This is a genomic window from Clostridia bacterium, assembly GCA_017394805.1.
In the GTDB taxonomy this organism is placed as follows: domain Bacteria; phylum Bacillota; class Clostridia; order Christensenellales; family CAG-1252; genus RUG14300.
On the sequence record JAFPXC010000018.1, the window covers coordinates 1 to 12,226 of the forward strand.

Sequence of the window (12,226 nt, forward strand, 5' to 3'; positions counted from 1 at the left end):
CCCTCGCTTCGCTCGGGACTTCCCTCCTCCCTCGCGGGAGGCGCTCTCACCAAAAGCAAAAACCGTAGTGTCAAAGACACTACCTTTTGTTTAAAGGGGCACCCGCTCAAACCTTCGGCTTGCGGCAAGAGTTTCTTCTTCACAACGCGCAGGTCGGGATAGCCCCTCGCTTCGCTCGGGACTTCCCTCCTCCCTCGCGGGAGGCGCTCTCACCAAAAGCAAAAACCGTAGTGTCAAAGACACTACCTTTTGTTTAAAGGGGTGCCCGCTCAAACCTTCGGCTTGTGCGGGCACCCCTTTAACAAAAAACGAACCGCTTACGCGATTCGTCTCGGTTTTTGCTTTTGGTGGAGATGGTCGGGATCGAACCGGCGACCTCTTGAATGCCATTCAAGCGCTCTACCAACTGAGCTACACCCCCATTGCTTTGTTATTATACACGATTCGTACGTGTTTGTAAATTGTTTTTGCCACTTTTTCAAAAAAATCTTTTCTTGATTTGGGCGGGCTGATATGGTACAATGATAACAGACCTTCCAAAGGAGCAAAATGAATGAAAACCTACGATTTCTACGGCTGGGAAAGAGCGAACGTGCTACCCATCAATCCGAAGTATCAAAAAGTGGGCACGCCCCGCAACCTCTACGACCTTTTGTCAAACATTTGGTGCCGCTATAGTTGCTCGTCGCGTATGCGCCCTACGTGGAGCGAAGACAACAAGACCTTGGGACAATGCACCATCACGTCCTTCCTCGTACAGGATATCTACGGCGGCAAGGTTTACGGCATAGATTTGGGCGGAGGCGCGGTGCATTGCTACAACGACGTGAACGGCTGCGTGTTCGACCTGACGAGCGAGCAGTTCGGCGGCAAACCGCTCGTGTACGAAAACAACCCCGAACAGGACCGCGAGAGCAAATTGGGCATAGCGGACAACTGCGAACGCTACTCGTACCTCGTCGCCGCGCTCGACAAGGCGCTTGGTATCGAATAGTTCGCTACGTATAGGGGTATTGGCGACCATAGAGTCGCAATAGCAAAAGGATGAGCGACCTCAAACTGATCAATTTTCGCGATATGGGCGGGCTATCCACCCCCGACGGCAGGATACGGCAAGGCAAAATCTACCGTACCGCTATCTTCGCGCCCAAATGCAAGGCCGACAAGGCGTATATCCGCAGTATGGGGCTTGACGAAGTGGTCGACTTCCGCACCGTGGCCGAATCCACCGAGAAGCCCGATTGGCTCCCCGACGGGGTGGCACACGTCAACGCGTCCATCTTCGGCGAGAGCGACAGCAACGGCATCGCCCCTACGGCCGCCGCCATTCGCTCCTTTTTCCGTATGACCGAAGCCGAATTGGACGAAGTGCGCGCATTCGTGCGACGGCAGTACGGCGAAATGCCCTTCAGCGCGGGCTACCAAGAGTTGTTCCGCCTCATGGACGAGGGCAAGACCTTCGCCTTCCATTGCACGGCGGGCAAAGACCGCACGGGCGTGGGCGCAATGCTCATCGAGTTGGCTTTGGGCAGAAGTTGGGAGCAATGTCGACAGGAATACCTGCGCTCCAACGAGTGCCGCGCCGAAGAGACCGAGCGAATTTGCCGCTTGGTGCGCCTGGTCACGCGCAAACCCTATATCAACCGTTTCGCGCGGGATATGATCACCGTACACGACTATTTGTTCGACACGGCGCGGGACGCGATCCTCGCCGTTTACCCCGACGCAGACGCCTTTCTCCAAGAGGCGCACGGCATAGACGAGGAACGCCGTCGGCATTGGAAATCCCTATACGTAGAGGGGAAATAGATACCAAACGGCGTTTTACAAGAAGACGGCACGCATATCGGCGTGCCGTCTTTCGTTCTTCTCTATGCTTATCGCCCCAACAAGTCCATCACCACCTCGCGGGCAATGACGATGCCCGCCACGGGGGGTACGAACACCGTAGAGGCGGGCGTGGCGCGACGAGCTGGGGCGCCTTCCTCGGGTGCGAAGAGGGGCGTAGCGGCAGGCTCGGTGGAATAGACCACCTTGAGCTTGGTGACGCCGCGCCGTTTGAGCTCCCGCCGCATCACCTTAGCCAAAGGATCGGTGTGCGTGTCGTATAGGTCCGCCACCGTCAATTTGGTCGGATCGAGCTTGTTGCCGCACCCCATCGCCGAAATGAGGGGCGTTCCCGCCGCTTGACACCGCACGGCAAGGTCGATCTTGGCGCTCACGGTGTCGATGGCGTCCACCACGTAGTCGTAGGCGGCGAAATCGAATTCGCCCGCGTTTTCGGGCAAGTAAAAGGTCTTGCGCTTCTCCACCGTCGCCGAGGGGTTGACGGCCGTCACGTGCCGCGCCATCGCGTCCACCTTGTCCTCGCCCACCGTATCCCACGTGGCGATAAGCTGGCGATTGATGTTGCTCGGAGCCACTCGGTCTGCGTCCACCAGCACGAAGTGCCCCACGCCCGTGCGCGCCAAAGCGTCCACGACGTTGCCGCCCACGCCGCCCAAGCCGAACACGGCCACGGTCTTGGCGGACAGTATCTCTATTTTTTTTTCGCCAATCAGCATAGCCGTCCGCACGAATTGAGATTTCATAGCCGTCTACATCCTCGTATAGTTGAATGCGCACTCGCATTGTACGCAATATTGTCGTCCCACCGACTTTTTGACGTCGGTAGAGCCTATCGCGCCGACGGTGGTCTCGGTGCGAATACAGTTGTCGGTGAACGCCGCTTCCCACTTGTACATAAAGGCTCTTCTTCTTTTCTATTTCATTATACCATACTTATCACTCGGTTTCAACGAGAAAACGTGTTTTACGCGTTAAAGTCCCCCTAAAAACGATGTGCGTCTCCATCCTAAACGGCGAAAATCGGGGCGCGAGGAAATTTTCCAAGCGCCCCGTTGCCGACGGTGTTCCATCCCCGTCGGCAATCGACATATCAGTTACGCTTCAATAGGTTTTGTGTTGAAAGCGGCATTGCCGCTTTTGTCGGGGAGCAATATCCCCATCGTCAGTCAAGTTGCAGGATATGTTACCGCACTGATCGGCAAACGCAGCGCCTAAAGCATTGTTACGAAAAGAAACCCACGTATATGGTTTTTTGAGCGCAATACGCCGACGTTGGCGTGCGCTCCCCACGGGGTGGCCGGATAAGCCTTTGTCTATGGCAAAGACTATCGGGCCCCTACCCCAGTGGGGGAGCGCACTGCGCAAGCACGGACGGAATAGGCGCGAGTGGGAGAGGGGCACTTTGCTAAGGCAGAGGTTTGCGCGCCGTCTAGGGCGACCTCGGTCGACGGTGAGAATACGGTCACTAGCGTTTGGCTTCCCCAAGGGTGGCCGGATAAGCCTTTGCCTATGGCAAAGACTATCGGGCCCCTACCCCAGTGGGGGAGCCAACCACAACATTCAACCCTACGCCGTGCGCATAAAATGCGCTCTGCCTTTTTTATATCGGCGTCGTTGCCTGTGCGAGCACGGCACGGCGTCGACATAAAAAACAACCCTACGGGTTGGCGTAGGGTTGAATGTTGTGGAGCTAGTGGCCGGATTCGAACCGGCGACCTGGTGATTACGAATCAACTGCTCTACCTGCTGAGCCACACTAGCATTCGCTACAATATAGTAGCATATAACCGCGCGTTTTGCAACACTTTTTTGCAAGAGTTTTTGCCAAATCACGCATTTTTTCGAAGTTTTTGACCATTTTGCGGGCGTTTTTTCGCGCCGCAACTATGCGTTCTTCGCTTTCTTGACGGTCTTGGCGGCCACCACGATGACCACCACCATCACGATAAGCAGCACCACGGGCACGATGAGGATATACACCAAGGTCAGCGCGTCGTTGCCTTTTTGGGGCGCCTCCACTTTGGCGATGGTGACGCGATTGCCGTTGGCGGCGTTGTCCACGACCAACTGCTCGTTGACGGTCGTCTTGCCCTCGCCCTCGTAGCGCACGGTATATACGCCGTTGTCGAGGCTGTAGAGCGTATAGCGGCCGTCTTGGTCGATGGCCGCCTCTTGCACCACCTCGTCGTTGACGTCCAGCACGGTGGCCTTTTGATAGCCCTCGGCCACGCCCGTCAAAATGTTGGTGACGGGATTATTGCGCGCGTCCACCTTGACGAAGTCGGTCGTATGACGATAGAAGGGGTTTGCGATCGACCCCTCGCGCTTGACTTGGCGGAAGTTGTACCCGCGCAATCCGCGAATATACTCGGTGGAGGAGTCCAGCGACGGCAGCACGTTGCCGTAGTTGTCGGTCTGCTCGTCCTCGTACATCGTGGTGAAGTAGTAGTCGATGATCATACAATGCGACTGCGGGCCGTACTTGTCGGCCAACGCCGTGAGGTGCGTCCAGCAAGCCAAACCGCCGATGCGCTCGGTGAGCGCGGCGTAACGCGCACGGTCGCCCTCCAACTTGGTCAGTTGCGCCCGAAGGTCGGCCAAGTCGGAAGCGCCCTCGCCGCGTTGCGCGATGGCGTACTCGGTCGAGGCGATGGAAGCCTCGGTCATCATCTCGTAATTGCGATACACCATAGACATACCGCCGTAGGCGTCCACCGCGATATTCTCGGCGGCGATATCCGCCAACGCGTCGGCGCACAATTCGGCCGTCCAAGTGCCGGCGGGGATCTCTTTGCCGCCCATGTGGTCGAGGCGCATACCCGCCACGGTGGCGGTGTTGCACATATAGGGGTCCACCAAGGACACCCGCTCGGGCACGAGGTTTTGACCGATGGTACCCGCGTTCTTTTGATAGATGAGGTTTTGGGTGGTGGCCAAGACCAACTGACCGCCCATCGAGTGACCGACCAAACGCCAAGGCTTGTTGTACGAAGCGCCCAAGCCCGACTTGATGGCTTCGCCGAACAAAACCGCGACCGAGTCGTGGGGATTCTTCGCGGGATCGCCCAACGTGCGCTTGCCCTTGTTGTTGGACACGAAATAATTCAGGCCGATGTCGTTGCCGTCCTCGTCATAGAGGTCGGACGTCCATATACGATAGTCCTCGTCGATGCTGATCTCGGCGAGCTGGTTCCAATAAAAGTGCCCTACGTTATACCCCATTTCGAGCAAAATCTGATAATACTCGTCGTAGTACATATAGGGATCGTAGCCCTTGTCGGCGAACAAACCGTTGGTGGCCGCCCACAGGGACACGAGGTCGCGGCGATTGTATCCCTCGGTGATTTTCATACCGTGCGTGAAGATAAGCGTGGGTTTGTTGGGGTCGAAATTGGCGCCTTCCGTCCCCGCTTTCTTGGGAATGCGACTATCCGTGCCGTACCAATACAGACCGTAATCCAAGGCGGTGAACACTTCGTCGTCGAAGCCCGGCGTCTGCTGATAGTAACTGTCGTACGCGAAAGCGGTCTCGGCAGGCACGAAAGCCGCCGCGGTGGCCAAGCACAACGTCAAACAAAGCAGACAGACAAAACTTATCGTACATATACGCGCAATTTTCATATTGATACCTCGCTATATTCCAATATACCACACTTCGCGGGCGTAGTCAATGCGGCTCGGTCAATTTTGGTGCTCATTTGTACGAAATCGAACCTCTTTTTTTACAAAAAATACAATACCATATTATCGACAGATTATTGACAGCATACGCCTGCGCGCATATAATTTAGATATGCAAAGGAGGAGTTTGCTATGGATACCAACGTCAGACCCGAAAAAATGCAACGCATTACCACCACCGCTCTCGCACAAGCCTTTATCGCCGAGCAAATAGACGCCATCCGCGCCCAAGTCGGCGACAAAAAAGTGCTGCTGGCCCTTTCGGGCGGCGTGGATTCGTCCGTCGTGGCGGCCTTGCTCATCAAAGCCATCGGTCGGAACCTCGTGTGCGTACACGTCAATCACGGCTTGTTGCGCAAAGGCGAGCCCGAACAAGTCATCAAAGTATTCCGCGACCAAATGAACGCCAACTTGGTGTACGTGGACGCAGTGGACCGCTTTTTGGATAAGTTGGCGGGCGTCGCCGACCCCGAGCAAAAACGCAAAATCATCGGCGCGGAATTCATCCGCGTCTTCGAGGAAGAAGCCCGCAAGCAAGAAGGCATAGCCTTCTTGGCGCAAGGTACCATCTACCCCGACATTCTCGAGAGCCACGGCGTCAAGGCCCACCACAACGTAGGCGGCCTGCCCGACGACCTGCAATTCGAGTTGGTCGAGCCCGTCAAACTGCTCTTCAAGGACGAAGTGCGCGTGGTCGGCAAGACCTTGGGGCTTCCCGACAATATGGTCTACCGTCAACCCTTCCCCGGCCCCGGTCTGGGCGTGCGCTGTCTGGGCGCCATCACCCGCGACCGTCTGGAAGCCGTGCGTGAGTCCGACGCCATCCTGCGCGAGGAGTTCGATCGTGCGCATTTGGCGGGCAAGGTGTGGCAATACTTCACCGTCGTCCCCGACCTCAAATCCGTGGGTATCCGCGAGGGCAAGCGCGTAGAGGAGTGGCCCTGCATTCTCCGTGCCGTCAACACCAAGGACGCGATGACCGCCACCGTCGAGGACGTGCCCTTCGCCGTGCTGCAGACCATCACCAACCGCATCATCAACGAGGTCAAAGGCGTCAACCGCGTGCTGTACGACCTGACGCCCAAACCCACCGGCACCATCGAGTGGGAGTAAGGACGCGGAAATAGAATGAATTATGGCAATCGCGCACGTCGGTGCGCGATTGTACTAAGAAGGGAAAATGCAGAAATCTTTGGAAGAAAACGCCGCTAAAACCCCGCGCAAGCGGGCCCGCAACGCCACCGTCGTCGTGGCGTATATCGCCGTGGCGGTCGCTCTGCAGATCGTGTGCGCCTATCTCACGGTGCCCGCGGTCATTCCCTTTACGATGCAGACCTTCGCCGTCTTCTTCGCTTTGTGCTTTTTGGGCGGCGCCAAAGGCACGGCGGTCGTGGCCGTCTATTTGGCGATGGGTATGCTGGGACTGCCCGTATTCAGCGGATTCAAAGGGGGCGTGGCCGCCTTGTTGGGCCCCACGGGCGGGTACTTGTTGGGCTTCATCCTTTCCGCGCTTATCTATTGGCTCGGCGCGACCATTTGGCGCAAAAAAGCCGCCAACGTATGGGTACAATCCGCGCTATGCGTGGTAGGTCTACTTGCGTGCTACCTTTTGGGAACGGTGTGGTTTATCTACGTTTACCGCGCCACGGACAGTTGGGCGAAAGCGCTCTCTCTATGCGTCGTTCCCTACCTACTGCCCGACGCCGTCAAAATCCTTTTGGCCGTCACGCTATCGAAAACCCTGCGCAAAGCCCTGCCCACCGCCGCGACGATGCTGTAAAGGTCGCCGCAACGACTTGCAATCAAATAGTACGAAAAAACCGCCTGCCTCTACCGAGACGGGCGGTTTTTACGCGCAGATACGAGCGCGTTTTAATATGATGGAAACGTTACTCGGCGTCCGTACCGTCGTCAGCGGTCTCGGCGGGTTGCGCTTCGGCCTCGGCGGGTGCGCCCTTCACTTTCCACTTGCGCATCACGATGAACTTGTTGCCGAAGAAACTCATCGTAAAGGCGGCTATACCCGCGACGACTTGGGCGATGAGGTTGTAGATCACGTTGACGAACTCGGTCGCGTCGGGATCGTTGGCCTTGAGCACACCCTCCAACTTGCCGATGGCGGTCTGCGCGATGATGATGAGAATGGCCATAATGGTGTAGGCGACGACGCGGAACACCAAGTGATCGGGCACGTTGAAGGTCTTTTTGCGATTGAGGATAAAGGTGAGCGCTTGGCCCCAGATAGAACCGATGAGCCAGCCGAGGAAAGACCCCAAACCTTGCCCTTCGTCCGTGAAGTCGAAGAAGTACTTGCCGTTGCCCATGGCGATCCAACCGAAGGCGGCGTTCATCTTATCGGGAGAGGCCGCTTTGAGTATCATGGGCAGCAACAGCGTGATGAGCATCTGCGTCACGCCGCAGATCATGCTGAACAGCGTGAACAGCACCACCTGTCGAAGATTCTCGTGCGCCTTGATGTAGGCGATCAACTGTTTGAGACTTTTGGGCTTCTTTTCGCCGACGTTCTCTTCGCCTTCGACGGGGGCTTGCCCGTTTTCGTCTGCCTCTTCGACCGCTTCGACCGTTTCGGCGGCGGTTTCTTCTTGCCGTTGCTCTTCAAAAATTTCGTCAGCCATACTGAAAACTCCTCTCGGGGGATAAAACAATTATACCATATCGCGGCCTTTTGTCAATACGCAAAATCGCGCTTTCGGCGTCCGCCGCGCTCGCTCGGCGTCTTTTCGCCGTCCGCTCGGCATTGACGAAAGCCCTCGCACGTCGGCGCATACGCACGTCGCGCGTAGGCCGAGGCGGGCTTTCAAACGAGCGTAAGCGAATTTGCAAGGGCGGTTGTCCACATTTCCACATTAAGAAAATTTAATTATATTTTTTCGGGGCGTGTTTGACATTCTTTCGTGCGCGTGTTAGAATTGCTTTGCTTGTATTGCATACGAGCATATTTTCTTATAGAAAAGAGGTGTGCTTGTGTCTACAAGTGTGAACGAACTTATTGCTAGTAATCCCAATCGACTTGTCGGGCTGAAACAAGTCCTGCGGGGTATTGCCGAGGGCAATGTATGGTGTGTCATAGTGTCCTTGGATAGCGACGACTTCGTCAAGCGCCAAGTGCTCGAGGCGGTCGGTAATTCCAAAATATGCGTCAAGTATTTCGACAACAAGTCCAAGCTTGGCTCTATGGTGGGTATCGACGTCGCGGCCGCGGTGGTTGGCTTGGTCGAAGCGACTAGATGACGAGCGACCACGGGGTTGGTGGAGGCTCATCCGATTATTCTTACAAGGAGGTAAACAAATGCCAACGATCAATCAGTTAATTAGGCACGGTAGAGAACAGCAAGTGAAGAAAACCCAATCTCCTATCTTGCAAAAGTGTCCCCAAAGACGCGGCGTGTGTCTTTCGGTTACCACTACGACGCCCAAGAAACCTAACTCGGCTATGCGTAAAATCGCGCGTGTTCGTTTGAGCAACGGTATGGAAGGTACGGTGTACATCCCCGGTATCGGCCACAACCTGCAAGAGCACAGCGTGGTGCTTATCCGCGGCGGCAGAGTCAAGGACTTGCCCGGCGTTCGTTATCATATCGTTCGTGGCACTTTGGATACGGCCGGTGTTGCCAAGCGCAAACAAGCCCGTTCCAAGTATGGTGCGAAACGGCCTAAATAATCATCAAATCGGATGATTCAATCAACTTATCAAAATTATTAGGAGGAATTTTATGCCTAGAAGAGGTGGCGTTCCCAAACGTGAAGTTCTCCCCGATCCCGTATACAACGACAAGGTTGTGACCAAGCTCATCAACCAAATCATGTACGACGGCAAGAAGGGCACCGCGGAACAAATCGTTTACGGAGCATTCAAAATCATAGAGGAAAAGATGGGCACCGATCCCCACGAGGTTTTCTTGAAAGCCTTGGAGAACGTTATGCCCCAAGTAGAAGTTAAAGCGCGTCGCGTGGGTGGCGCAACCTACCAAGTGCCTATCGAGATTCGTCCCGAGCGCAAGCAAACCCTTGGTATCAGATGGTTGGTCAACTTTATGCGTAAGCGCAGCGAGCGTACTTCGGACGCCCGCTTGGCCGGCGAATTGATGGACGCCTACAACGGCGTCGGCGCCACGGTCAAGAAGAAGGACGAAGTGCATCGTATGGCTGATGCCAACAAGGCATTTGCACACTACCGTTATTAGTCTACGGTCGAGGTGTTGAGTCATGAGAGAAACCGCACTTACCGATATTCGTAACATAGGAATCATGGCTCACATAGACGCCGGCAAGACCACGACGACCGAGCGCATTTTGTTCTACACGGGCAAGATACGCAAGACGGGCGAAGTGCACGACGGCGCCGCCGTCATGGATTGGATGGTACAGGAGCAGGAGCGTGGTATCACCATCACGTCTGCCGCCACCACCACGCATTGGCACACCCGCGAGGCCGAATTGGACGCCGCGGGCAAACCCCACTATCGTGAGGTGACCATCAACATCATCGACACCCCCGGACACGTCGACTTCACCATCGAGGTGGAGCGCAGCCTGCGGGTGCTGGACGGTGCGGTGGCCGTGTTCTGTGCCAAGGGCGGCGTGGAGCCCCAATCCGAAACGGTGTGGCGGCAAGCCGAGCACTACCGCGTACCCCGCATGGCCTTCGTCAACAAGATGGACATCGAAGGCGCCAACTTCCTCAGAGTCATCGACATGATGAAGAAGCGATTGGGCGCGCCCGCCGTGGCGGTGCAGTTGCCCATCGGCGAGGCGAGCGAGTTCCGCGGCGTCGTCGACTTGGTGGAAATGAAAGCCATTCTCTTCGGCGAAGAGGGCGACAATGCCGATTGGCAGTACAGCCCCATTCCCGAGGATATGGAATTGTTGGCCGAGGAATACCGCGACAAGCTGTTGGAAGCCGCGGCCGACCAAGACGACGAGGTGATGGAGAAATATCTCTCCGAAGAAGAAGTGCCGTCCGACTTGCTCAAACGCGCCATTCGCGCGGGCACGGTCCAAAACCGTTTGGTCCCTGTGCTGTGCGGCACCGCCTACCGCAACCGCGGCATCATCAAGCTGCTGGACGCGATAGTGGACTATATGCCCAGCCCCGTGGATATCGGCAAGACCGAGGGTTTCAATCCCAAAGACAGCGAAGAAGTCGTGTGGAGAGAGCCCAAAGACGACGCGCCCTTCTCGGCGTTGGTCTTCAAGATAATGACCGAACAGTACGGCCAAATCGCCTTCACCCGCGTCTACAGCGGCACGGTGAAGATAGGCGACGTGGTGTTCAGTCCCAACCGCGGCGTGAAAACGCGCGTGATGCGCATCATGCGTATGCACGCCAACGATCGCACGGATATTGAGGAACTGCGCACGGGCGATATAGGCGTGCTCGTCGGGTTAAGAGACGTGATTACGGGCGATACTATCTGTGACCCCAAGCACCCCGTGGTGTTCGGTCAAATCAGTTTCCCCGAGCCGGTCATTCGTCAGGCCATCGAGCCGAGGACCAAGGCCAGCAAAGACAAAATGTTGGCCGCGTTCGAACGCTTGGCGGTGGAGGATCCCACTTTCCGCACCTACGTGGACAAGGAAACGGGGCAGACCATCATCGCCGGCATGGGCGAATTGCACCTCGAGATCATCATGGACAGGCTTCGCCGCGAGTTCAAGGTCGAGGCCGCCATCGGTCAACCGCAGGTATCCTACCGCGAGCGGCTCGCCGCCCCCGTGACCATATCCCACCGCTACGTCAAGCAGACGGGCGGACACGGTATGTTCGCGGACGTCAAGGTGGCCTTCACGCCCACCGAAGCGGGTTCGGGCGTGACGATGCAGAGCCACGTGACGGGCGGGGCCATCACCCGCGAGTACGTAGAGGCCGCCAAGCAGGGCATTCAAAAGGCGCGCTTGTCGGGCTATTACGGCTACGAGGTCATAGACTTCGACGCGGACGTGGTGGACGGCGCGATGCACGAGGTAGACTCCAACGCGTTGGCCTTCGAGATCGCCGGAGCGGAAGCCTTCCGCGAGGCCGTCGACAAGGTCGGTTGCGTGGTGCTGGAGCCCATTATGTCGGTGGATATCTACGTACCCGAGCAATGTATCGGCGACGCCAACGCGACCATCAGTCTGCGCCACGGCCGCATCCACGGCCAGGACGTGACGGACGGCAATTACGTCATTCACGCCACGGCGCCCTTGCGCGAGTTGTTCGGCTACGCCCAGGCGTTGCGGACGGCGACCAGCGGCAGAGGTAGTTTCTCGATGACCTTCAAGTGCTTCGATTTGTTGCCCGAAGAGGTCAAGAAGAAGTTATTTTTCTATTAATAGTATGAAAACAGTTGCTAAACTGTGAAAAAGTTGCTAAGATTATGGTAGCAACAACCCCAATTGAAATCTTTAGGAGGAATTAAACATGGCAAAACAAAAATTTGACAAAAGCAAAGTGCACGTTAACGTCGGTACCATCGGTCACGTTGACCACGGCAAAACCACTTTGACTGCTGCTATCACGATGTATTGTGCAAACAAGGGCAACGCCGCCGTCATGAAGTATGACGAAATCGACAAGGCTCCCGAAGAGAAGGCCCGTGGTATCACAATCAACACCGCGCACGTTGAGTACACCACCGAAAAACGTCACTATGCACACGTTGACTGCCCCGGACACGCTGACTACGTCAAGAAC

At 56.3% G+C, this 12,226-nt stretch carries 13 protein-coding genes and 2 tRNA genes; 9 read left to right on the top strand and 6 right to left on the bottom strand.

Annotation, left to right across the window (positions count from 1 at the left end):
• Window positions 1-345: 345 nt before the first annotated feature.
• Window positions 346-421: transfer RNA gene (locus tag II896_04715), tRNA-Ala, on the bottom strand.
• A gap of 132 nt (window positions 422-553) precedes the next feature.
• On the opposite strand from II896_04715, the gene II896_04720 reads away from it, so the two are divergent.
• Entirely contained in the window at window positions 554-994 is a 441-nt protein-coding gene (locus II896_04720) for a hypothetical protein (GenBank protein MBQ4443945.1), read from the top strand.
• Between the two features lie 50 nt (window positions 995-1,044).
• On the top strand, window positions 1,045-1,809 hold the full coding sequence (locus tag II896_04725) for a tyrosine-protein phosphatase (protein MBQ4443946.1): 765 nt from the start codon (window positions 1,045-1,047) through the stop codon (window positions 1,807-1,809).
• A 68-nt stretch (window positions 1,810-1,877) separates the two neighbouring features.
• On the opposite strand, the gene II896_04730 is transcribed toward II896_04725, so the two are convergent.
• From II896_04730 to II896_04745, 4 genes are all read right to left on the bottom strand, one after another.
• Window positions 1,878-2,591, bottom strand: coding sequence for a tRNA threonylcarbamoyladenosine dehydratase (locus tag II896_04730; GenBank protein ID MBQ4443947.1), 714 nt, complete (start codon window positions 2,589-2,591; stop codon window positions 1,878-1,880).
• A gap of 6 nt (window positions 2,592-2,597) precedes the next feature.
• Window positions 2,598-2,744, bottom strand: coding sequence for a hypothetical protein (locus tag II896_04735; GenBank protein ID MBQ4443948.1), 147 nt, complete (start codon window positions 2,742-2,744; stop codon window positions 2,598-2,600).
• A 789-nt stretch (window positions 2,745-3,533) separates the two neighbouring features.
• Window positions 3,534-3,609: transfer RNA gene (locus tag II896_04740), tRNA-Thr, on the bottom strand.
• Between the two features lie 123 nt (window positions 3,610-3,732).
• Window positions 3,733-5,469 carry a carboxypeptidase regulatory-like domain-containing protein gene (locus tag II896_04745; protein MBQ4443949.1) on the bottom strand — a complete coding sequence of 579 codons (1,737 nt, stop codon included), beginning with the start codon at window positions 5,467-5,469 and terminating at the stop codon, window positions 3,733-3,735.
• 192 nt (window positions 5,470-5,661) lie between these two features.
• Between II896_04745 and guaA the strand changes: the two genes are divergently transcribed.
• Window positions 5,662-6,642: a glutamine-hydrolyzing GMP synthase gene (guaA, locus tag II896_04750; protein ID MBQ4443950.1), complete on the top strand. Its 981-nt coding sequence runs from the start codon at window positions 5,662-5,664 to the stop codon at window positions 6,640-6,642.
• Between the two features lie 67 nt (window positions 6,643-6,709).
• Window positions 6,710-7,309 carry a biotin transporter BioY gene (locus II896_04755; GenBank protein ID MBQ4443951.1) on the top strand — a complete coding sequence of 200 codons (600 nt, stop codon included), beginning with the start codon at window positions 6,710-6,712 and terminating at the stop codon, window positions 7,307-7,309.
• Between the two features lie 109 nt (window positions 7,310-7,418).
• On the opposite strand, the gene II896_04760 is transcribed toward II896_04755, so the two are convergent.
• Window positions 7,419-8,165, bottom strand: a complete 747-nt coding sequence (locus tag II896_04760; protein MBQ4443952.1) for a hypothetical protein — start codon at window positions 8,163-8,165, stop codon at window positions 7,419-7,421.
• Between the two features lie 361 nt (window positions 8,166-8,526).
• Between II896_04760 and II896_04765 the strand changes: the two genes are divergently transcribed.
• The 5 genes from II896_04765 to tuf all read left to right on the top strand — a co-directional run.
• Window positions 8,527-8,781: a ribosomal L7Ae/L30e/S12e/Gadd45 family protein gene (locus II896_04765; protein MBQ4443953.1), complete on the top strand. Its 255-nt coding sequence runs from the start codon at window positions 8,527-8,529 to the stop codon at window positions 8,779-8,781.
• A gap of 58 nt (window positions 8,782-8,839) precedes the next feature.
• On the top strand, window positions 8,840-9,211 hold the full coding sequence (locus II896_04770) for a 30S ribosomal protein S12 (GenBank protein ID MBQ4443954.1): 372 nt from the start codon (window positions 8,840-8,842) through the stop codon (window positions 9,209-9,211).
• Between the two features lie 52 nt (window positions 9,212-9,263).
• On the top strand, window positions 9,264-9,734 hold the full coding sequence (gene rpsG / locus II896_04775) for a 30S ribosomal protein S7 (GenBank protein ID MBQ4443955.1): 471 nt from the start codon (window positions 9,264-9,266) through the stop codon (window positions 9,732-9,734).
• Between the two features lie 22 nt (window positions 9,735-9,756).
• Window positions 9,757-11,865 (top strand): elongation factor G, encoded by a 2,109-nt coding sequence (gene fusA, locus II896_04780; protein ID MBQ4443956.1) that lies wholly within the window; start codon window positions 9,757-9,759, stop codon window positions 11,863-11,865.
• 88 nt (window positions 11,866-11,953) lie between these two features.
• Window positions 11,954-12,226, top strand: a 273-nt coding sequence (gene tuf, locus II896_04785; GenBank protein ID MBQ4443957.1) for an elongation factor Tu, incomplete at its 3' end; no start/stop codon positions are given.